The organism is Ramlibacter sp. bp-362, assembly GCF_054956735.1.
The window spans coordinates 36,449-57,500 of sequence record NZ_JBUDXE010000019.1; the positions used below are offsets into that span (position 1 = coordinate 36,449).

Below are 21,052 nucleotides of genomic sequence, written 5' to 3' on the forward strand. Positions count from 1 at the left end.
GCCGTCAGCGCTTCACCGAAACGGGTTTGATGGCGGAAGCCGCCACGGCCGGCGCCGATGCCGACGGCATGGGTTGCGGCGCGGGCACGGTGCCCGGGGGCAGGAACGCCGCCGCGATGCTCTGCGTCGCCGGCAGCGCCGCCATCGGCATCGACGCCGCGCCGGCGGGCGCGCTCGCCGCCGCCATCGGCGCCGGCGGCCAGGCGTATTCGGAGGCGGGGCGGGGCGTGCCCACGGGCGTGGTCGCCTTGCCCTGGCGCACCAGCGCCATGTCTTCCTCGCTCGGGTACAGCCCCATCAGGTAGTAGTCGAACACGCGGCGCGCGATCGGCGCGGCGTTGGCGGCGCCGAAGCCGGCGTTCTCCACGATCAGCGCCAGCGCGATCTTCGGGTCCTCCGCCGGGGCATACGCCTCGAACAGGGCGTGGTCGCGGTGGCGCTCGTCCAGCTGCGCGGCGTTGTACTTGGCGCCCTGCGCGATCGTCAGCACCTGCGCCGTGCCGGTCTTGCCGCCGCTCGTGTAGCCGGCGCCGCGGAAGGCCGTGGCGCCCGTGCCCTCGATGTTCACGCCGACCAGGGCCCTGCGGATCACCGCCAGGTTCTCCGGCGAGGCCGTCAGCTGCCCCACCTGCTCGGGCGCCACCGGCTTGCGCTCCTTGGTCGTCACGTCCACCACCTCCTTCACCAGGTGCGGCTTCATGCGCGCGCCCTGCGGGTTGGCGATGGTCGAGATCGCCGTGGCGATCTGCAGCATGGTGAAGTTGTTGTAGCCCTGGCCGATGCCCAGCGAGATCGTCTCGCCCGCGTACCACTTCTGCTGCTCGGGCCGGCGGTAGGCCTTGCGCTTCCACTCGGTGGAGGGCAGCAGGCCGTGCGCCTCGCCCTGGATGTCGATGCCGGTGACCTCGCCGAAGCCGAAGTGCGACAGCTGGTCGTGGATCAGGTCCACGCCCATGTCGTTGGCAAGCATGTAGTAGTAGGTGTCGCAGGACTGGACGATGGACTTGTACATGTCCACCGTGCCGTGCCCGCCTTCCTTGTCGTCGCGGAACTTGTGGTTGCCGAACCAGAAGTAGCCCGGGTCGGAGATCGCCTGTTCCGGCCGCCGCTTGCCCGTGTTCAGCGCCGCCAGCGCCATGAAGGGCTTGAAGGTGGAGCCGGGCGGGTAGGTGCCGCGCAGCGCGCGATTGAGCAGCGGCTTGTCGATCGACTCGTTCAGCGCCTGCCAGTTCTCCTGGTCGATGCCGTCGACGAACAGGTTGGGGTCGAAGGTCGGCTTGCTCACGAACGCGAGGATCTCGCCCGTCTTCGGGTCGATCGCCACCAGCGCGCCGCGGCGGTCGCCGTACAGGTCTTCCACCAGCTTCTGCAGCTTGATGTCGATGGACAGCTTCACCGTGTTGCCGGGCGTGGCCGGCGTGCTGGCCAGCTTGCGCACGGCGCGGCCGCCGGCGGACGTCTCCACCTGCTCGACGCCGGTGATGCCGTGCAGCTGCTGCTCGTAGCTCTGCTCCACGCCCAGCTTGCCGATGTATTCGGTGCCGCGGTAGTTGGCCTGTTCGTCCTCGGGCCAGCCCTCGATCTGCTCCTTCTCCTTCTGGTTGATGCGGCCGATGTAGCCGATGGCGTGGCTCGCGAGCTCGCCCCAGGGATAGTTGCGGAACAGGCGCGCCTTGATCTCCACGCCGGGGAAGCGGAAGCGCTGCACGGTGAAGCGCGCCACCTCCTCGTCGGAGAGCTTGGTGCGGATCGGCAGCGAGTCGATGCCCTTGCTCTCCTCCAGCAGCTTCTTGAAGCGGCGGCGGTCGCGCGACGAGATGTCGACGATCTGGGCCAGCTGGTCGATCACCGACTCCATCGGCGCGGCCAGCCGCGCCGGCGTGATCTCCAGCGTGTAGGCGGAATAGTTGTTGGCCAGGACGATGCCGTTGCGGTCCAGGATCAGGCCGCGGTTCGGCACGATGGGCACGATCGCCGTGCGGTTGGCCTCGGCCTGTTCGTCCAGCGCCTCGTGCTGCACGATCTGCAGCCAGACCAGCCGCGCCACCAGCAGCAGGAAGCACACCAGAACGGCGACGCTGGCGGCCAGCACCCGCCCGCGGAAGCGGGAGAGGTCGGCTTCGACGTTGCGCAGCTCGGTCATGGGTTCGCGGGGGCCAAGGTCCTATTTTCCTCCGGAGCCGGGGCCCTGCGTGCGGGGGTGTCCTCGCCGGCCGTTCAGCGGGCCGTGAACCCCAAGGATTGCACGGAATCCGGCTCCGCCTCGGCCACCTGCGCCGGCGGCCACGCGGCCTCGCGGGCGGGGCGCGGCGTACCGACCGGGTTGGCGGCCTTGCCCTCGCGCACCGCCGCGATGTCCTCTTCGCTCGGGTAGTGGTCCATCAGCACGTAGTCGAACACGCGCCGGGCGATCGGCGCCGCCGCGGCCGCGCCGAAGCCGGCGTTCTCGACGATCAGCGCCAGCGCGATCTGCGGGTCCTCGGCCGGCGCGAAGGCGATGTAGAGCGAATGGTCGCGCTGGTGCTCCTCCAGCTTGCTGGCGTTGTACTTCTCGCGCTGCCCGATGGTGACGGCCTGCGCCGTGCCCGTCTTGCCGCCGGAGAGATAGCCGGCGCCGCGGAACACGCGCGCGGAAGTGCCTTCCTGCGTGACGGCCACCATCGCCTTGCGGATCACGGCCAGGTGCTCGGGGTCGTAGCCCAGCGGCACCGGGTCCGCCTTGGGCACGTGGGTGCGCTGGCGGGTGCTCGCATCCTCGGTGGCGATCACCAGGTGCGGCTTGCGCTTGACGCCGTCGTTCACCACGGTGGACAGCGCGTGCGCCAGCTGCAGCATGGTGAAGCTGTTGTAGCCCTGGCCGATGCCCAGCGAGATGGTCTCGCCGGCGTACCACTTCTTCTGCTCCGGCCGCTTGTAGTAGTTGCGCTTCCACTCCTGGCTCGGCAGGATGCCGCGCACCTCGCCGAAGATGTCGATCCCCGTGAGCTGGCCGAAGCCGAGCGGCTTCATCGCGTCGTGGATCAGGTCCACGCCCATGTCATTGGCCAGCGCGTAGTAGTAGACGTTGCTGGACTTGACGATGCTGGTGTGCATGTCGACCGGGCCGAGCCCCTTGTCGCCGTGGCTGCGGAACACGTGGCCGCCGAAGGTCCAGGACCCGTTGTCCATGATCACCTGTTGCGCGGTCCGCTTGCCGGTGTGCAGCGCGGCCAGCGCCATGAAGGGCTTGTACGTGGAGCCGGGCGGGTAGGTGCCGCGCAGGGCGCGGTTGAGCAGCGGCTTGTCGATCGACTCGTTGAGCAGCGACCAGTTCTCCTGGTCGATGCCGTCGACGAACAGGTTGGGGTCGAAGGTCGGCTTGCTGACGAAGGCGAGGATCTCGCCCGTCTTCGGATCGATGGCGACGAGCGCGCCGCGGCGGTCGCCGTACAGCTCCTCCACGAGCCGCTGCAGCTTGATGTCGATCGACAGCACCACGGTGTTGCCCGAGGTCGCGGGGCTGCTGGCCAGCTTGCGCACGGCGCGCCCGCCGGCGGACGTTTCCACCTGCTCCATGCCGGTGATGCCGTGGAGCTCCTGCTCGTAGCTCTGTTCCACGCCCAGCTTGCCGATGTATTCGGTGCCGCGGTAGTTGGCCTGCGCCTCCTCGTCCCACTCGCCGATCTGCGCCTTCTCCTTCTGGTTGATGCGGCCGATGTAGCCGATCGCGTGGCTGGCCAGCTCGCCCCAGGGATAGTTGCGGAACAGGCGCGCCTTGATCTCCACGCCCGGGAAGCGGTAGCGCTGCACCGTGACGCGCGCGACCTCCTCGTCGGAGAGCTTGGTGCGCAGCGGCACGGAGTCGATGCTCTTGCCTTCCTCCAGCAGCCGCTTGAAGCGGCGGCGGTCGCGCGGCGTGATCTCGACGATGTTCGCGAGTTCGTCCACCACGTCCTCCAGCGGCCGGTCCAGCCGCGAAGGCGTGATCTCCAGCGTGTAGGCGGAGTAGTTGTTGGCCAGCACGATGCCGTTGCGGTCCAGGATCAGGCCGCGGTTCGGCACGATGGGGAGGATGGCCGTACGGTTGGCCTCCGCCTGTTCGTCCATCGCGTCGTGCTGGATCACCTGCAGCCAGACCATCCGGGCCACCAGCAGGCCGAAGCACAGCAGCACGACGACGCTCGCCGCCAGCACGCGGCTGCGGAAGCCCCGCAGCTCCGCATCGAGGTTGCGCAGTTCGGTCATGGCGCTACAGCGGCCGGTTCTCGTCCGGGTCGGGCGCGCGGCGCTGCGGCAGCAGCAGCAGCACGCTCACGACCGGCCAGAGCGCGGCCTCGATCACGGGCCGCAGCAGGAACCACGGCCCCGGGAAGGCGCCGCCCGCGAGCAGGCGGATGGCCAGCTCGATGGCGTGGGCGGCGGCGAACAGCGGCAGCACCTGCACCGCCTGCGACGGCACCTTGAACCAGAGCAGCCGGCGGTGGATGGTGATGGCGAAGTAGCTGAGGGTGGTGTAGGCCAGGGCGTGCTGGCCGAGCAGCGAGGTCTCGTGCACGTCCACGGCCAGCCCGAACAGGAAGGCGGCCACGACGCCGATGCGCAGCGGCTGGTGCACGCTCCAGAACACCAGCACGACCGCCAGCACGTCGGGCATCCAGGGAATGCGGCCGAGCGGCAGCATGGTCACCATGAGCGCCAGGATCAGGGTGAACCAGATGAAGAGCGGATTGGCTGGCAGCAGCAGCGGCTGCCCCGGGCGCATGATCATGCGGGCGGGTTCCTCACTTGCGGGCGGGGCGCTTGGCCGCGGGCGCCGGGTCTTCCGCGGGGGGCCGCGGCGGGATCTGGTTCAGCAGCGAATCGAGCACGATCACGTGCCGGGCGCCGTCCACCTGGGCGATGGGATAGCAGACGATGCGCGCGAAGGCCGAATCGGGCCGGCGCTCCACCTTCACGACGCGCGCCACCGGGATGCCGGGCGGGTAGACGCCGTCGACGCCGCTCGTGGTGAGCAGGTCGCCGGGCTGCACGTCGGCGTTGGCGGCCATGTAGCGCAGTTCCAGCCCGCCGCTGCCGTGCCGGCCCGCGTCGCCGTAGGCGATGCCGCGGCTGCCGGTGCGCGTGTTCAGCACGGGGATGGCCTGGTCGCTGTCGGTCACCAGCGTCACCTCGCTGATCAGCGGATGCACGCGCGTCACCTGGCCCAGCACGCCGGACTCGTCCACCACCGGCGAGCCGGGCTGCACGTGCTGCGCCAGGCCCTTGTCGATCACGACCTTGCGGGTGTACGGGTCGGCGGCGTCGTAGAGCACTTCGGCCGTCTGCGAGGGCGTGTTCAGGCGCTCGCGCAGTCCCAGGAGCTTGCGCAGCTGCGCGTTCTCGTTGAGCAGCTGCTCGGCCTGGTTGGCCTTCTGCGACTGCAGGATCAGCTTGCGGCGCGCCGCCTCCTCGTTGTGCAGGGCGGTGCTGAGCGACGTGAAGTAGTCCTCCACCTCGCGCACCGCGATCACCGGCCGCAGCGCCAGCCACTGGACCGGGAACAGCACGGTGGCCACGGCGGCGCGCACCGGCTGCGTGATGCGGAAGCGGGTGTCGGCCACCATCAGGAACAGCGCCAGGGCGCTGCAGACCATCAGCTTGGAGAGTGCCGAGGGTCCCTGCTTGAAGAAGGGTGGCGGGGTGCGGTCGAGGGTGCCGAGAGGCATGTGCGCGATTGTGCCCCGGCCCGGCTGAGCCGGGCGTCAGACGATCACTCGCTGGTGAAGATCGAGCCCAGCCGTTCCATGCGTTCCAGGGCGATGCCGCAGCCGCGCACGACGCAGGTGAGGGGATCCTCGGCGACCAGCACGGGCAGGCCGGTTTCCTCGGCCAGCAGGCGATCGAGGTCGCGCAGCAGCGCGCCGCCGCCGGTGAGCATCATGCCGCGCTCGGCGATGTCGGCGCCCAGTTCCGGCGGGGTCTGCTCCAGGGCGTTCTTGACGGCCGACACGATGTTGTTCAGCGGGTCGGTGAGCGCTTCCAGGATCTCGTTGGAGCTGATGGTGAAGCTGCGCGGCACGCCCTCGGAGAGGTTGCGGCCCTTGACTTCCATCTCCTTCACCTCGCTGCCGGGGAAGGCGGAGCCGATCTGCTTCTTGATGCCTTCGGCGGTGGGCTCGCCGATCAGCATGCCGTAGTTGCGGCGGATGTAGCTGATGATGGCCTCGTCGAACTTGTCGCCGCCGACGCGCACGCTGCCCTTGTAGACCATGCCGCCCAGGGAGATCACGCCGACCTCGGTGGTGCCGCCGCCGATGTCGACGACCATCGAGCCCGAGGCCTCGGACACCGGCAGGCCGGCGCCGATCGCCGCGGCCATGGGTTCCTCGATCAGGTAGACCTCGCTCGCGCCGGCGCCCAGCGCCGACTCGCGGATGGCCCGGCGCTCCACCTGGGTGGAGCCGCAGGGCACGCAGATGATGATGCGGGGGCTGGGCTTCAGGACGGACCGGGGGTGGACCATCTTGATGAACTGCTTGAGCATCTGCTCGGTGACGGTGAAGTCGGCGATCACGCCGTCCTTCATCGGGCGGATCGCCTCGATGTTGCCGGGCACCTTGCCCAGCATGGCCTTGGCCTCGTGGCCGACGGCCTGGATGGATTTCTTGCCCTGCGGGCCGCCCTCGTGGCGGATCGCCACCACGGAAGGCTCGTCGAGGACGATCCCCTTGTCGCGGACGAAGATGAGGGTGTTGGCCGTGCCCAGGTCGATGGCCAGGTCCGTGGACAGGTAGCGTCGGAAAGCTCCGAACATGGGGGGAATCCTCTTTCTTCTGTGAAAGCGGCCGCTTTGCGCGGCCGTTGCACCGGGCGGCGGAGCTCCGCTCGCCGATGGCGGGATAATACCCGATCCCCTGTGCCGGACCCCGCGCGAGCGCCCTCGCGCGGGCCACCTGTGGCTCCGGCGCAAAGACCGAATTCCACCATGTCCCTGAACTCCCAAGACATCGCGCGCATCGCCCACCTGGCGCGGCTGGAACTGCCGCCCGAGGAAAGCGAGCGCATGCTCGCCCGCATCAACGGCTTCTTCGAGATCGTGGAGAAGATGCGCGCCGTGGACACGTCCGGGGTCGAGCCCCTGACCCACCCGGTGGCCGCCGTGCAGGAGGTCGCCCTGCGCCTGCGCGAGGACGTCGCGGCGGCCGGAATCGACCGCGAGGCGAACCAGCGCAGCGCCCCCGCCGTGGAGCGCGGCCTGTTCCTGGTGCCGAAGGTGATCGAATGAGCGCGCTGCACGAACTCGGGGTGGCGCAGCTCGCCGCGAAGCTGCGCGCGAAGGAGGTGTCGGCGACCGAGGTGGCGCAGCACTTCCTCGCCCGCGGCAAGCAGCACGCGGCGCTCGGCGCCTTCCTGGCGACCGACGAGGCCGTCACGCTGGCCCAGGCCCGGGAGGCCGACGCCCGCCTGGCCGCCGGCGACACCGCGCCCCTGCTGGGGGTGCCGATCGCCCACAAGGACATCTTCGTCACGAAGGACTTCCCCAGCACCGCCGGCTCGAAGATGCTGGAGAACTATCGTTCGCCCTTCGATGCGACGGTGGTGCGCAAGCTGGCCGAGGCCGGCACGGTGACGCTGGGCAAGCTCAATTGCGACGAGTTCGCCATGGGCTCGTCCAACGAGAACTCCGCCTACGGGGCGGTGAAGAACCCGTGGGACACCGCGCGCATCCCGGGCGGCTCCTCCGGCGGCAGCGCGGTCGCCGTGGCGGCGCGCCTGGCGCCGGCCGCGACGGGCACCGACACGGGCGGATCGATCCGCCAGCCGGCGTCCTTCTGCGGCATCACCGGCATCAAGCCGACCTACGGGCGGGCGTCGCGCTACGGGATGATCGCCTACGCGTCCAGCCTGGACCAGGCCGGCCCGATGGCGCGCAGCGCCGAGGACTGCGCGCTGCTGCTGTCGGCGCTGTGCGGGCCGGACCCGGACCGCGACTCGACCTCGCTGGACGTTCCGGCGGAGGACTACACGCGCGAGCTGCAGGGTTCCATCGCCGGACTGCGCATCGGCGTGCCGAAGGAATTCCTGGCCGAGGGCGTGGCGCCGGACGTGCGCGCCGCGATCGGCGAGGCGCTGAAGCAGTACGAGGCGCTGGGCGCGCGCATCGTGGAGATCTCGCTGCCGCGCACGGAGCTCGCCATCCCCGTGTACTACATCATCGCGCCGGCCGAGGCGAGCTCCAACCTCTCGCGCTTCGACGGCGTGAAGTTCGGGCACCGCGCGAAGGACTACGGCGACCTGCTGGACATGTACAAGAAGACGCGCGCCGAGGGCTTCGGGCTGGAGGTGCAGCGCCGCATCATGGTGGGCACCTACGTGCTCTCGCACGGCTACTACGACGCCTACTACCTGCAGGCGCAGAAGATCCGCCGCATGATCGCCGACGACTTCCAGCAGGCGTTCAAGTCCTGCGACCTGATCGCCGGCCCGGTGGCGCCCACGGTCCCGTGGCGCCTGGGCGAGCACGGGGGCGACCCGCTCGCGGACTACCTGGCCGACATCTTCACGCTGCCCGCGTCGCTCGCGGGCCTGCCGGGCATGAGCGTGCCCTGCGGCTTCGGCGAGGGCGGCATGCCCGTGGGGCTGCAGTTGATCGGCAACTACTTCCAGGAATCGCGGCTGCTGGCCGCGGCGCACCGCTTCCAGCAGGCGACGGACTTCCACCTACGCGCGCCGGAGGGCCTGCAATGAGCAAGCTCGTCCAGGGTTACGAAGTCGTCATCGGCTTCGAGACGCACGCCCAGCTGTCCACCGCCAGCAAGATCTTCAGCCGCGCGCCCACCAGCTTCGGCGCCGAGCCGAACACGCAGGCCTCGCCGGTGGACCTGGCGCTGCCCGGCACGCTGCCGGTGATGAACGTCGGCGCGGTGGAGCGGGCGATCCGCTTCGGCCTGGCGATCGGCGCGCACGTGGCGCCCCGCAGCATCTTCGCCCGCAAGAACTACTTCTACCCGGACCTGCCCAAGGGCTACCAGATCTCGCAGTACGAGATCCCGGTGGTGCAGGGCGGCGTCGTCGAGTTCTACCTCGGCGAGGAGAAGAAGTCGGTGCGCCTCGTGCGTGCGCACCTCGAGGAGGACGCAGGCAAGTCGCTGCACGAGGACTTCGTGGGGCAGTCCGGCATCGACCTGAACCGCGCCGGCACGCCGCTGCTGGAGATCGTCACCGAGCCGGACATGCGCTCGTCCGACGAGGCGGTGGCGTACGCGAAGGAGCTGCACAAGATCGTCACCTGGATCGGCATCTGCGACGGCAACATGCAGGAAGGCAGCTTCCGCTGCGACGCGAACGTGTCGGTGCGCAAGCCGGGCCAGCCCTTCGGCACGCGGCGCGAGATCAAGAACCTGAACAGCTTCCGCTTCATGAAGGAGGCGATCGACTTCGAGGTGCGCTGGCAGATCGAGCAGCTGGAGGACGGCCACGCCATCGAGCAGGCCACGGTGCTGTTCGACCCCGACACGGGCGAGACCCGCGCGATGCGCACCAAGGAAGACGCGGCCGACTACCGCTACTTCCCCGACCCCGACCTGCCGCCGCTGGTGGTGGCGCCGGAGTGGGTGGAGCGCGTGAAGGCGGAAATGCCCGAACTGCCGCGCGTGATGGCGGCGCGCTTCGTCGCGGACTACGGCCTGCCGGAGTACGACGCGACGACGCTGACGCAGAGCAAGGCGATGGGCGCGTACTTCGAGGAAGCGGCGCGCGCGAGCGGCCAGCCCAAGCTGGCGAGCAACTGGATCATGGGCGAGGTCTCGCGGCGCCTGAACGCGCAGGAGATCGCGATCGAGCAGGCGCCGGTCGGCGCGGCCACGCTGGCGAAGCTGATCCAGCGCGTCGCCGACGGGACCGTGTCGAACAATGCCGCGCGGCAGGTGTTCGACGCCTTGTGGGCGGGCGAGGGCAGCGACGTCGATGCGCTCATCGAGGCCAAGGGGCTGAAGCAGATGAACGACAGCGGCGCCCTGGAAAAGATCGTCGACGAGGTGATCGCGGCGAACCCGGGCAACGTGGAACAGGTCCGCGCCGGGAAGGACAAGGCGTTCAACGCGCTGGTGGGCCAGGCGATGAAGGCCTCGAAGGGCAAGGCGAATCCGCAGCAGGTGGGGGAGATGCTGCGGAAGAAGCTGGGGATCTGAGGCCTCCTGGCGAAGTGCCACGCAACGATGGATTGCGGCTCAAGGCCGCAATGACAAGAGATTTGTCATCCCGGGCTCGACCCGGGATCCATGCATGCGTGGCACTGCGCCGGCAGTGGATTGCGGCTCAAGGCCGCAATGACAAGAGGTTTGTCATCCCGGGCCTGACCCGGGATCCACGGATGCGTGGCACTGCGCCGGCAGTGGATTGCGGCTCAAGGCCGCAATGACAAGAGGTTTGTCATCCCGGGCTCGACCCGGGATCCACGCGTGCGTGGCACTGCGCCCGCCTCACAGCAAATCCGGATACAGATCCCTCCACTCCGGATTCCCCTCCTCGATCAGCGCGACCTTCCACTCCCGCTTCCAGTTCTTGATCCGCTTCTCCGTCCGGATCGCCCCCTCCACCGACCCGGTCCGGTCGAACCACACCAGCGTCTTCACCCCGTACTTCTTCGTGAAGCCCTCCAGCAGGCCCTCCCGGTGCTGGTACACGCGCTTCACCAGGTCGCTGGTCACGCCGACATAGAGCGTGCCGTGCCGCTGGCTCGCGAGCAGGTAGACGTAGTAGTCCATGGCTGCATCTCAGGGCAGCCTGGCCTGCGGGTCAAGCCCGCAATGACATGAACCGTGGAACGCGCTTCACAAGGCGCAGCCGGGTCAGCCCCGCGCCGCGTCCGGCGCCGACGACTCCCTCCACAGCAGCTTCAGCCGCTGCAGTTCCTCGTCGTAGCGCGCGTTGATGCGCTTGCGCTCCTCCGGGTGCGTCACGTTGGCGAGGGCGCGGGCCCGTTCGGCGTCGTGGGCGGCCTGGTTGGGGTAGCGCACCACCAGGAGTTTCTGCTGGCGCTTCTCCTCCGCGACCCGCTGCGCCTCTTCCGCCGCCTTGCGGTCCTGCGCTTCCTTGGCCGCGGATTCGGCGGCGGTCAGCGTGGGCCCGACGGTGCGGCGCAGCCGGCCGTTGGGGGCGAGTTCGCGCTGCTCGCGGTCATTGCACTCGGCGATCGGGCGGTCGGCGGTCAGCCTGCGGCCCTTGGCGTCGGTGCAGGTGTAGATGCTCCGTGTCTGCGCGACGGCGCTCCCCAGCACGCCGAACAGCAGGCAGGCACAGGCAAGACGATGGACAGTGCGCACGGGTACATCCTTTCACCCCGCGCCATAGCGGTCCCGGTAAGCGAGCACCTTCGCGTGGTGCTGGCCGAGCTCGTCGCCGGCGTGGGCCTCCAGGACATGCAAGAGGTCTGCCAGCTTCGCGATCGCGCACACCTGCAGGCCCAGTTTTTCACGGACATATTGCACGGCACTCCAGGAAACATCCTGGCCGTTCTCCGTGGCCTTCTCCTGCCGGTCCAGCGCGATCGCCACCGCATGCGGCGTGGCGCCGGCCGCCTGGATCAGCGCGATCGACTCGCGGGCGGCCGTGCCGGCGGACATCACGTCGTCGACGATCAGCACCTTGCCCTGCACCGGCGCGCCCACCAGCGTGCCGCCCTCGCCGTGGTCCTTGGCTTCCTTGCGGTTGTAGGCGTAGGGCACGTTGCGCCCCAGGCGCGCCAGCTCGATCGCCACCGCCGCCGCCAGCGGGATGCCCTTGTAGGCCGGCCCGAACAGCATGTCGAACTCGATGCCGGAGGCGAGGATGCGCTGTGCATAGAATTGCGCCAGCCGCCCGAGCTTCGCGCCGTCGTCGAACAGGCCGGCGTTGAAGAAGTAAGGCGACAGCCGCCCGGCCTTGGTCTTGAATTCGCCGAAGCGCAAGACCCCGGAGCGCACCGCGAACTCCACGAAATCCTGCGCCAGCTGGTCCTGGCTCGTCACCGCCACCATGGGAAAGTCCTTGTTCAAACTGACCAGCCTCAACCTGAACGGCATCCGCTCGGCCGCCTCCAAGGGTGTCGAGGCCTGGGTCGCACAAAACAGCCCGGATTGTATTTGCGTGCAGGAGGTCAAGGCCCAGGCCGCCGACGTGCACGGCAAGCACGACAGCCTGGCCGGCCTGAAGGGCCACTTCCACTTCGCCCGGAAGAAGGGCTATTCCGGCGTCGGCGCCTTCAGCCGGCACGAGCCCAGCGACGTGATCGTCGGCTTCGGCTGCGAGGAGTTCGACGCCGAGGGCCGCTATGTCGAACTGCGCTTCGACACGCCGCAACGCAAGCTGTCGATCATCAGCTGCTACTTTCCCTCGGGGTCCTCGGGCGAGGACCGCCAGCAGGCCAAGTTCCGCTTCCTGGACGTGGTGGACCCGCACCTGGCGGCCCTGAAGCGGCAGCGCGAGTTCATCCTGTGCGGCGACGTCAACATCGCCCACAAGGAGCAGGACCTGAAGAACTGGAAGAGCAACCAGAAGAACAGCGGTTTCCTGCCCGAGGAACGGGCCTGGATGACAAAACTGTTATCCGAGACGGGCCTGGTCGACGTTTATCGTCACCTGCACCCGGACACCACCGACGCCTCGTACACCTGGTGGAGCAACCGCGGCCAGGCCTGGGCCAAGAACGTGGGCTGGCGCCTGGACTACCAGATCGCCACGCCGGGCCTCGCGCAGCATGCCCGCGCCGCGGCCATCTACAAGGACGGCCGATTCAGCGACCACGCGCCGCTGACGATCCAGTACGAGCTGGCGCTGTAGCCTCAGCTCCGGTCCGAGGCCCCGATCGGCCGGACCACCCGGCACGGATTCCCCGCGGCGAACACGTCCGGCGGCACGTCCCGCGTGACCACGCTCCCGGCGCCGATCACCGCGCGGTCGCCGATGGTCACGCCCGGCAGGATGATCGCGCCCCCGCCCACCCAGACGTCCGAGCCGATGGCCACCGGCTTGCCGTACTCCTCGACCCGGCGGCTCGCCGCATCGAGGGGATGCAGCGGCGTGTAGATCTGCACCGCGGGCCCGAACAGCGTGAACGACCCGATGGTCACCTTGCACACATCCAGTACCACGCAGTTGAAGTTGAAGAACACTTTCTCGCCCAGCTCGATCTGGCTGCCGTAGTCGCAGAAGAAGGGCGAGGTCAGGCCGACGGTGTCGCCGCCGGCGCCGAACAGCTGCTCCAACGCGGCGCGCCGCGCCGGATCGTCCTCGGCCCGCACGTTCAGCTCGGCGCACAGGCGCCTGGCCCGCAGGCGGGCCTCCACCAGATCCGGGTCGAAGGCGTTGTACAGCTGGCCGGCCAGCATCTTCTCGCGCTCGGTCATCGCGTGCTCCTTGGCGAGGACACTGTAGCCGGGGGCGTGCCTAGAATGGGGCGAACTCCAGGAGGAACTGCATGAAACGCCTGCAGCGCCTGCTCGCCGCCACCGATCTCTCCGCGCCCGCGCGCCATGCCGTCGAGCGGGCCGCGCGCGTCGCCCGCGCCAGCGGCGCGGCGCTGGAACTGGTGCACGTCGGCGCCGACGCGCGCCTGACCGAACTGCGCCGGCTCGTCGCCGGCCTGCCGCAGGAAGTGACGGAGCGCGTGCGCGAGCAGGAGCAGATGCTCGTGGAGGCGCTCGCCGCGACGCTCGACCAGCGCTATGGCGTGAAGGCCGGCGCCCGGGTGGTGGAAGGCACGGTGCCGACGGCGCTCGCGGCCGCGGCGGAGGCCACCGCCGCCGACCTGCTGGTGCTGGGCGTGCGCGGCAGCAGCGTGCTGCGGCGCTTCGTGCTCGGCTCCACCGCCGAGCGCCTGGTGGGCAGCTTCGGGCGGCCGCTGCTGGTGGTGAAGCGCGCGCCGGCCGCGGACTTCTGCTCCGTGCTCGTGCCGGTGGACTTCTCCGACGCCTCGCTGCCCGCCCTGCAGATGGCCCACGCCGTGTCGCCCACGGGCCGCATCGTGGCCATGCATGCGTACGAGGCCCCGTTCGAGGGCAGCCTGTTCCGCGCCGGCGTCGACGACGAATACCTGCAGCACTACCGCACCCAGGCCCAGGCCGAGGCGCAGGAGCGCATGGCGGCGCTGGTGCAGCAGTCGGGCGTGCCGGCGCAGCAGGTCGCGCAGGTGCTGGTGCACGGCCCGGCCTCGGTGCGCATCCTCGAGCAGGAACAGGAGCAGGACATCGACCTGATCGTCATCGGCCGCCAGGGCCAGGGCCCGGTGGACGACCTGCTCCTGGGCAGCGTCAGCCGCCGCGTGCTGGCGGAATCCGACGCGGACGTCCTCGTCCTGCCTTAGCTCCTACCACTCCACCAGACTCAACCCGATGCTGAACACCGACCGCCGCCGGTTGTAGTCCAGCAGCGTGTCCCCATACCCGGTGAAGAACTGCGTGTGCAGCTGCAGCCCCGCGGGCGGCCCTTCGCCCGGATCCGCCAGTGCCCGGAACCACTCCATCCGGAACGAGCCGCGGCCCTCGCTGCGCAGCGCATGCCGCAGCGTCGCCACGAACTGGTGGTTGCGGTTCGGCCGCCAGCGCGCCTGCAGCTCCGCGCGGCCGATGAAGTTGGAGATGCCCGGGTTGTCGTCGTCGTCCGCGTCGTCGTGGATGCGCCGCCAGATGCGCCCCTGCAGCTGCACCTCGTCGCGCTCGGCGCCCGCCATCAGGTAGGCGCGGTTCCAGCTGCGCGACAGCGGCAGCGACTGGCCGTTGGACTGGTGCACCACGCCGGCCCCGGCATAGCGCAGGCGCCACGCGCCCGGTTGCGCCGACTGCAGCGGATAGACGTAGATCAGCTCCGGCTCGTGGTCGGTGCTGCGGAAGGGCCGCGACAGGTTGGGCGTGAACAGCTGCCAGTACGACTGCTGCGAGTACGCGAACCAGAGCGAATCGATGCCGCGCGGCGAATACGCGAAGAGCCCCTGCGCGATCTTCGCGCGCACCGACAGCTGCAGCCGCGTCTCGGTCGTGCGGTAGTCCTGGGCGCTCGTCGCATCGTTGCGCGGGTTCTCCGACGTGGGCTGCCGGTTGATCGTGTCGGCCGTGACCAGGTCCACCGAGATCGGCCGGTAGCCGCGGATGCCGAAGGTGCCGCAGTCGGCGCCGGGCTCCAGCTCCCAGAAGCGCGAGAGCTCGGAGTAACGCTGCTCGCGGCAGCCGTCGAGCTCCGTCAGCCGCAGGCCGCGGCGCGGCCGCACGGGCGAGGGCAGCGTCGCCGGCAACTCGGGCGCGGCCAGCGTGGGCAGGGGCTTCTGTCCCGCCGCCCAGCGGTCGAAGCAGGCGAGGCGCTGCGCGCCGTCGGTGATGGCGGTGCAGGCCTGCCAGGGTTCATCCGGCTGCGCGTGGGCGGCGAGCGGCAGCAGGGCCGCGGCAAGCGCGGTGGCGGTGAGGCGGCGCATGCGCCCGATGGTAATCGGGCGCCACGGCCGCGCTCAGTCCTTGCGCATCACGAAGGCCCGCCCGTCCGACTCGCCGTCGCGCCGCCAGACGCCGCGGATCTCCTTGCCGCAGGAGCCTTCCACCAGCTCGCCGATCCAGGTGGCGGCGATGTGCACGCCGTCGGCGGATTCCTCCAGCGTGAACTCGCCGTCCTCGATGTCGCCGGCGACCGGCCGGCGGTCGCCGTTGCGGTTGATCGCGCCGCTGAGGCTCAGCGCATATTCCGGATGCTTCTGCAGCAGCAGGGTGGCGACGTGGCCCACGCCCTCGAACTCGGCACGCCAGATGCCCAGCATCTGCGCCTGGCCCACCTCGCTCGCATGCGGGCAGGCGGTCTGCGCGCCGGCCGAGGCGGCGCAGGCGGCGAGCAGCAACGCGGCGATCGACCTCATGCCGCCCCCTGCGAGGCCGCGGCGGCCGCGGCCGCCTCCGCGCTCTTCTTCGCGAACTCCGCGCGCAGCGCCTTCAGCTTCTCGCGCGGGTCTTCCTTCACCGTCGTCTTGTCCAGTGCCATCTCCGCGATGAAGCGGCTCGGCTGCGCCGCGATCATCTCGCGGCCCTTCTTGCGCTTCCTGCTCCAGCTCACGGCCAGCGAGCGCTGCGCCCGCGTGATGCCCACGTACATGAGGCGCCGCTCCTCCTGCAGCCGCTGCGCGAAGGCCTCGCTGACGGCGCCGCCCTCGGCGTCTTCCGGCTTGAAGGGCAGCATGCCTTCCACGCAGCCGGCGAGGATCACGTGCGGCCACTCCAGGCCCTTGGCGGCGTGCAGCGTGGAGAGCGTCACCACGTCCTGGTCCTTCTCGCGCTCGCTGATCGTGGACAGCAGCGAGATCGTCTGCGCCACTTCCAGCAGGCTCTTGCGCTCGCCGGCCGTGCTGACGCCCGCCGTGTCGTCGATCTCGCCGCCGCAGCGCTGCGCCATCCAGTCGCAGAACTCGAGCACGTTGGTCCAGCGCGCGGCCGCGACCTTCTCGTTGTCCTCGCTGTCGTACAGGTGCTTCTCGTAGGCTATGTCCTTCAACCAGTCGGCGATGAAGGTGCGCGCGTCCTCCGCGCCCATGGTGTGGCGGGCGCGGAACTCCAGGTCGTTCACGTAGCGGCCGAATTCGTGCAGGCTGCCCACGGCCCGCGCCGACAGCACGCTGGGCAGCGAGGACGAGAACAGCGCCTCGAACAGTGACAGCTTGTACTGGCTCGCGAACACGCCCAGCGAGGAGAGCGTCTGGTGGCCGATGCCGCGCTTGGGCGTGGTCACGGCACGCAGGAAGGCCGGGTCGTCGTCGTTGTTGACCCACAGGCGCAGCCAGGCGCACAGGTCGCGGATCTCGGCGCGGTCGAAGAAGCTCTGGCCGCCCGAGACCTTGTAGGGGATCTGCGCCTTGCGCAGTGCCTGCTCGAACACGCGCGCCTGGTGGTTGGCGCGGTACAGCACGGCGAAGTCCTTCCAGTCCTTGCCCAGGCCGTTGGCGCGGATCGACTGGATGCGCGCGACCATGCGCTCGGCCTCGTGCTCCTCGTTGTCGCAGTCCACCACGCGCACCGGCTCGCCCTCGCCCAGTTCCGAGAACAGCGTCTTGGGGAACAGCTTGGGGTTGGGCTGGATCACGTTGTTGGCCGCGCGCAGGATCGCGCCGGTGGAGCGGTAGTTCTGCTCCAGCTTGATCACCTTCAGCTGCGGATAGTCCTGCGGAAGGCGCCGCAGGTTGTCCAGCGTGGCGCCGCGCCAGCCGTAGATCGACTGGTCGTCGTCGCCCACGGCCGTGAAGCGCCCGCGCTCGCCCACCAGCAGCTTGAGCAGCTCGTACTGGGTGGCGTTGGTGTCCTGGTATTCGTCCACCAGCACGTGCGCGAGCTGCTGCTGCCACTTCTCGCGCACTTCCGGGAAGTCGCGCAGCAGCTTCAGCGGCAGGCCGATCAGGTCGTCGAAGTCCACGCTCTGGTAGGCGGCCAGCCGCTCCTCGTAGCGTGCCATCACGGTGGCCGTGACGCGTTCGTGTTCGTCCTTGGCCTGGGCCAGCGCCTGCGCGGCGTTCAGGCCCATGTTCTTCCACAGGCTGATGCCCCACTGCCACTGGCGCGCCGTGGCGGCATCGGTGGTGCCGCCGGCGTCCTTGAGGATGCTGGTGACGTCGTCGGAGTCGAGGATGGAGAACTGGGGCTTCAGCCCCAGCACGCTGCCGTCCTGCCGCATCATGCGCACGCCCAGGGCGTGGAAGGTGCACACCAGCACCTCCTTGGCGTCGCGGCCCACCAGCGCCTTGGCGCGCTCGCGCATTTCGGCGGCGGCCTTGTTGGTGAAGGTGATGGCGGCGATGCGCTTGGCCTCCACGCCGGTCTGGATCAGCCGGGCGATCTTGTGCGTGATGACGCGCGTCTTGCCCGATCCGGCGCCGGCCAGCACCAGGCACGGCCCATGCAGGTAGTTGACGGCTTCTTGCTGGGCGAGGTTCAGGCCGGACATCGTGGGTACTGCTGCGGGATACGCCGATGATACGGGCTGGTCGCCGCGCCTCTTTTGCATATTTGACGTCATGACGGCAAAAAAGCAAAATTCTTGGCATGCCGGCATCCGCTCCCTTCGGCGGCTTCCAGATCCTGGAGCCGTACAACCCCTGGTGGCAGGACCCCAAGGGCGCGTTCGCCGGCCTGCCGGAGTTCAGGCGCGACGTCTTTCACGACCTGTATGCCGATGTGCGGCAACTGCCGCAGATGGTCTCCGTCACGGGGCCGCGACGTGTCGGCAAGAGCACCCTGCTGCTTCAATGCATCCAGCAGTTGATCCGTGATGCGGACGATCCTGCCGGCCAGGCCCGGCGCATCGCCTATTTTTCCCTGGACGACCCGGCGCTGGACCTGCCGGGGGCGGATCGCGACCGCTTCTTCAACGACCTCGTCCAGGCCGCAAGAGCCGCCTCCCGGGAGGGCGCGGCCTTCCTGTTCCTCGACGAGGTCCAGCGCTTTCCGCGCTGGGAGCTGTACCTGAAGAAGTTCTACGACCTGAAGACGGCCGTGCGCTTCGTCGTTTCCGGCTCGGCAAGCACGCCCATCTTCCGCAAGTCGCGCGAGAGCCTGCTGGGGCGGATCAAGGATTTCCACGTCCTGCCCTTCAGTTTCCGCGAATGGTTCTACTACCGCGTGGTGGCCAAGCGGCCCGGTGTGTCGCTGAAGCAGGTGATGGCCGGCATGGAAGGCATGCGGGAGCTTGGCCGCTCCCTGCAGATGTCGGACCTGGATGGCTACAGCTTCTGCCGCTGGTTGCATGGCAACTTCTTCGGAGGAGAAAGCCACCTGCAGGAGACCGAGAACTTCCTGTTCGAAGGCGGCTTCCCCGAAGTCTGGGAACTGCCTTCCCTTGTCGCGCGGCAGGAGTACCTGTACCAAAACCAGGTGGAGCGCGTGATCTTCGAGGACTTGCCGGTGGCTGCAGAGTTCCGCAAGCCCGAGATGTTGCGCCGCTTCTACCTGGCGCTCCTGAAGGATCCCGGGCGGGAAACGAACCTGTCGCAATTGAGCGGCGAGATCGAACTCGCGCGCACCACCATCGAAGGGTACTTCCCGCTGCTCGAAGCGACCGACCTCGTGTGGCGGCTCGACAAGCACACCAGCACCAAGGCGACCCCCAAGGCCGGCAACTTCAAGACCTACCTCGTGGACCTGGCGGTGCGCAACGCCGTGATGAAGCTGAGCCTCCCCCAGATGCTCCAGGACGCGCCGCTCCTCGGAGCCTATGCGGAAAACGTCGTCGCCAATCACTTGCGCCAGTGGCCGGGCCTCGTGGAGCTGGGTTACTGGCGGCGCAACAACGACGAAATCGATTTCATCGTCGACCTGGGCGCGCGCCGCATCGGCGTCGAGGTGAAATACCGCAACCAGGTGCTCCACAAGGACGTGCACAAGGCCGCGCGGCTGGCGGCGCAACTGCATTGCGAGTGCTGCGTCATCGTCGGCAAGGCATGGTTTTCGGACGAGGAGTTCGAACGGCTCAACGAGCAGACGCCGGTGCCGGTCGTCATGGTGCCCCTTGGCGAGTTCCTCGGCCGCTTCTGACCGGCGCTCCCCGACAATACGCGCGTGCTAAGCGTCCTGGCCATCACCTTCCCCTTCTTCGCCCTGGTGCTGGCCGGGTACGTCGCCGCGCGCCAGCGCATGCTGCCCTTCGAGGCGATCAGCGGCCTGAACACCTTCGTGCTGTACTTCGCGCTGCCCTGCCTGCTGTACCGCTTCGGCGCCAGCACGCCGATCGCGCAGCTGCTGGACCCGGCCGCCGTGGGCATCTGGCTGCTCTGCGCGTTGCTGGTGGTGGCCGGCACCGTGAAATCCAGCATGAACGCGCGCATCCGCTGGAACGACGCGTCCTTCGGCGCGCTGGTGGCCGCCTTCCCCAACACGGGCTTCATGGGCGTGCCGCTGCTGGTGGCGCTGCTCGGCGACGCCGCGGCCGGCCCGGCGATCCTCACCATCCTGATCGACCTGGTGGTCACCAGTTCGCTGTGCATCGCGCTCTCGCGCCTGGACGGCGCCGACGAACACGGCGCGGCCAAGGCCGCGAAGAAGGCGCTGCGCGGCGTGGCGCTCAACCCGATGCCGTGGTCGATCGTGCTGGGCGGGCTGGCGTCGGCCCTCGCGTGGAAGCCGGTCGCGCCGGTGATGAACACCATCGGGCTGCTGGCGGACGCGGCGTCCCCGGTGGCGCTGTTCACCATCGGCGCCGTGCTGGCGCGCTCGCAGTTCGTCGCCGCGCAGAGCGAGCACGGCCCGCAGCCGGCGCGCGACTTCGTGCCGGTGGCGCTGGTCAAGCTGGTCGTGCATCCGCTGCTGGTGTGGGCGGTGGGCACCGCGGCGCGCGCCGCCGGCGTGCCGCTCGATGCCTTCACGCTGCACGTGATGGTGCTGGTGGCGGCGCTGCCCAGCGCCAGCAACGTGTCCATGCTGGCCGAGCGCTTCGGCGCCGACAACGGCCGTATCGCCCGCATCATCCTGCTCACGACGGCCGCGGCCTTCCTCACCTTCTCCGCGGCGGTGGCCCTGCTGAAGTGAGCCGAGCGGCGCCCGTGCGCCGATGGGCGGCGCGATGTGTGCCCTCCTGCCAACTTGCAACACGCCCGCGGGCCCGCGGCGCTTTGCGCTCGCGGCCCACGCCGATATATTGGTCCGCAGGGGCCGGCGAGTCCCGCAGGAGGAGAACAGGATGGCAACGGACGGCGGTTTCTACGCGCTCTCGGACGACCAGTTGAAGCGGCTGCTGGCCGGCGAGCTGGCCTACGCGGCGTTCCTGCAGAAGGGCGGCGGCGAACAGCCGCGCGAAGTGCACGTGGACGCCATCGCGGTGTGGTACGAGCTGAGCCAGGTGCTGCAGGCCGAAGCCGGCTGCGGCGCCGAACAGACCGACAAGATCCCGACCATGGTGGGCTATTCGTCCTCCGCCCAGGTGCAGGCGACGGCCGCCAAGCTCGCGGCGCTGGCCGACGCCGAGATCCGCACGCGCTGCGAAACGGCGCTGATGGAAGCGACGCCCGACGAAGTGGTGCAGGCGGTGAAGGGCCTCAAGGATTTCTACCAGCGCGCAGCGGCGAACAAGGACGCCGTGCTCTTCCGCGTCGCCTGAGGACCTC

General features: G+C 69.3%; 20 protein-coding genes. 8 read left to right on the forward strand and 12 right to left on the reverse strand.

What is annotated here, in order from left to right; translation table 11 throughout:
- Window positions 1-4: 4 nt before the first annotated feature.
- The 5 genes from mrdA (ACY0MJ_RS20040) to ACY0MJ_RS20060 all read right to left on the reverse strand — a co-directional run bounded on the left by mrdA (ACY0MJ_RS20040) (window position 5) and on the right by ACY0MJ_RS20060 (window position 6,772).
- Window positions 5-2,143, reverse strand: a complete 2,139-nt coding sequence (mrdA, locus tag ACY0MJ_RS20040) for a penicillin-binding protein 2 (protein ID WP_462640311.1) — start codon at window positions 2,141-2,143, stop codon at window positions 5-7.
- Between the two features lie 74 nt (window positions 2,144-2,217).
- Window positions 2,218-4,224 (reverse strand): penicillin-binding protein 2, encoded by a 2,007-nt coding sequence (gene mrdA, locus ACY0MJ_RS20045; protein ID WP_462640312.1) that lies wholly within the window; start codon window positions 4,222-4,224, stop codon window positions 2,218-2,220.
- A gap of 4 nt (window positions 4,225-4,228) precedes the next feature.
- A complete protein-coding gene (gene mreD / locus ACY0MJ_RS20050) occupies window positions 4,229-4,747 on the reverse strand; it encodes a rod shape-determining protein MreD (RefSeq protein WP_462640313.1) in 519 nt (172 codons plus the stop codon).
- Between the two features lie 13 nt (window positions 4,748-4,760).
- On the reverse strand, window positions 4,761-5,684 hold the full coding sequence (gene mreC, locus ACY0MJ_RS20055; protein ID WP_462640314.1) for a rod shape-determining protein MreC: 924 nt from the start codon (window positions 5,682-5,684) through the stop codon (window positions 4,761-4,763).
- Between the two features lie 44 nt (window positions 5,685-5,728).
- Window positions 5,729-6,772, reverse strand: a complete 1,044-nt coding sequence (locus tag ACY0MJ_RS20060; RefSeq protein WP_462640315.1) for a rod shape-determining protein — start codon at window positions 6,770-6,772, stop codon at window positions 5,729-5,731.
- A gap of 171 nt (window positions 6,773-6,943) precedes the next feature.
- On the opposite strand from ACY0MJ_RS20060, the gene gatC reads away from it, so the two are divergent.
- The 3 genes from gatC to gatB are packed head-to-tail and all read left to right on the forward strand — an operon-like array spanning window position 6,944 to window position 10,148.
- Window positions 6,944-7,243: an Asp-tRNA(Asn)/Glu-tRNA(Gln) amidotransferase subunit GatC gene (gatC, locus tag ACY0MJ_RS20065; RefSeq protein WP_462640316.1), complete on the forward strand. Its 300-nt coding sequence runs from the start codon at window positions 6,944-6,946 to the stop codon at window positions 7,241-7,243.
- Window positions 7,240-8,706, forward strand: coding sequence for an Asp-tRNA(Asn)/Glu-tRNA(Gln) amidotransferase subunit GatA (gatA, locus tag ACY0MJ_RS20070; RefSeq protein ID WP_462640317.1), 1,467 nt, complete (start codon window positions 7,240-7,242; stop codon window positions 8,704-8,706). The genes gatC and gatA overlap by 4 nt, the downstream gene beginning before the upstream one ends.
- On the forward strand, window positions 8,703-10,148 hold the full coding sequence (gatB, locus tag ACY0MJ_RS20075; RefSeq protein WP_462640318.1) for an Asp-tRNA(Asn)/Glu-tRNA(Gln) amidotransferase subunit GatB: 1,446 nt from the start codon (window positions 8,703-8,705) through the stop codon (window positions 10,146-10,148). The genes gatA and gatB overlap by 4 nt, the downstream gene beginning before the upstream one ends.
- A 291-nt stretch (window positions 10,149-10,439) precedes the next feature.
- Here gatB and ACY0MJ_RS20080 read toward each other — a convergent pair whose 3' ends face one another.
- The 3 genes from ACY0MJ_RS20080 to pyrE all read right to left on the reverse strand — a co-directional run bounded on the left by ACY0MJ_RS20080 (window position 10,440) and on the right by pyrE (window position 11,975).
- Entirely contained in the window at window positions 10,440-10,724 is a 285-nt protein-coding gene (locus ACY0MJ_RS20080; RefSeq protein WP_462640319.1) for a GIY-YIG nuclease family protein, read from the reverse strand.
- A gap of 84 nt (window positions 10,725-10,808) precedes the next feature.
- The gene (locus tag ACY0MJ_RS20085; protein ID WP_462640320.1) at window positions 10,809-11,282 is read right to left on the reverse strand and encodes a hypothetical protein; all 474 of its coding nucleotides are present in this window, start codon (window positions 11,280-11,282) and stop codon (window positions 10,809-10,811) included.
- Between the two features lie 12 nt (window positions 11,283-11,294).
- Window positions 11,295-11,975 (reverse strand): orotate phosphoribosyltransferase, encoded by a 681-nt coding sequence (gene pyrE, locus ACY0MJ_RS20090; protein ID WP_462640321.1) that lies wholly within the window; start codon window positions 11,973-11,975, stop codon window positions 11,295-11,297.
- Window positions 11,976-11,985: 10 nt separating this feature from the next.
- On the opposite strand from pyrE, the gene ACY0MJ_RS20095 reads away from it, so the two are divergent.
- Entirely contained in the window at window positions 11,986-12,777 is a 792-nt protein-coding gene (locus ACY0MJ_RS20095) for an exodeoxyribonuclease III (protein WP_462640322.1), read from the forward strand.
- A gap of 2 nt (window positions 12,778-12,779) precedes the next feature.
- On the opposite strand, the gene ACY0MJ_RS20100 is transcribed toward ACY0MJ_RS20095, so the two are convergent.
- Window positions 12,780-13,343: a sugar O-acetyltransferase gene (locus ACY0MJ_RS20100; protein ID WP_462640323.1), complete on the reverse strand. Its 564-nt coding sequence runs from the start codon at window positions 13,341-13,343 to the stop codon at window positions 12,780-12,782.
- A gap of 71 nt (window positions 13,344-13,414) precedes the next feature.
- On the opposite strand from ACY0MJ_RS20100, the gene ACY0MJ_RS20105 reads away from it, so the two are divergent.
- Window positions 13,415-14,299 (forward strand): universal stress protein, encoded by an 885-nt coding sequence (locus tag ACY0MJ_RS20105; protein WP_462640324.1) that lies wholly within the window; start codon window positions 13,415-13,417, stop codon window positions 14,297-14,299.
- A gap of 3 nt (window positions 14,300-14,302) precedes the next feature.
- Here the strand turns inward: ACY0MJ_RS20105 and ACY0MJ_RS20110 are convergent, their stop codons facing one another.
- The 3 genes from ACY0MJ_RS20110 to ACY0MJ_RS20120 are packed head-to-tail and all read right to left on the reverse strand — an operon-like array spanning window position 14,303 to window position 17,901.
- Complete coding sequence (locus ACY0MJ_RS20110; protein ID WP_462640325.1) at window positions 14,303-15,400, reverse strand: phospholipase A; 1,098 nt, start codon at window positions 15,398-15,400, stop codon at window positions 14,303-14,305.
- Window positions 15,401-15,433: 33 nt separating this feature from the next.
- A complete protein-coding gene (locus ACY0MJ_RS20115) occupies window positions 15,434-15,832 on the reverse strand; it encodes a hypothetical protein (RefSeq protein WP_462640326.1) in 399 nt (132 codons plus the stop codon).
- A complete protein-coding gene (locus tag ACY0MJ_RS20120) occupies window positions 15,829-17,901 on the reverse strand; it encodes an ATP-dependent helicase (protein ID WP_462640328.1) in 2,073 nt (690 codons plus the stop codon). Before ACY0MJ_RS20120 ends, ACY0MJ_RS20115 begins: the two co-directional genes overlap by 4 nt.
- Before the next feature lie 98 nt (window positions 17,902-17,999).
- Here ACY0MJ_RS20120 and ACY0MJ_RS20125 point away from each other — a divergent pair, with 98 nt between their 5' ends.
- The 3 genes from ACY0MJ_RS20125 to ACY0MJ_RS20135 all read left to right on the forward strand — a co-directional run bounded on the left by ACY0MJ_RS20125 (window position 18,000) and on the right by ACY0MJ_RS20135 (window position 21,045).
- Window positions 18,000-19,487, forward strand: coding sequence for an ATP-binding protein (locus ACY0MJ_RS20125; protein ID WP_462640329.1), 1,488 nt, complete (start codon window positions 18,000-18,002; stop codon window positions 19,485-19,487).
- Window positions 19,488-19,511: 24 nt separating this feature from the next.
- Window positions 19,512-20,477 (forward strand): AEC family transporter, encoded by a 966-nt coding sequence (locus ACY0MJ_RS20130; RefSeq protein ID WP_462640330.1) that lies wholly within the window; start codon window positions 19,512-19,514, stop codon window positions 20,475-20,477.
- 151 nt (window positions 20,478-20,628) lie between these two features.
- Window positions 20,629-21,045, forward strand: a complete 417-nt coding sequence (locus ACY0MJ_RS20135; RefSeq protein ID WP_462640331.1) for a DUF1877 family protein — start codon at window positions 20,629-20,631, stop codon at window positions 21,043-21,045.
- The last annotated feature ends 7 nt before the right edge of the window (window positions 21,046-21,052 follow it).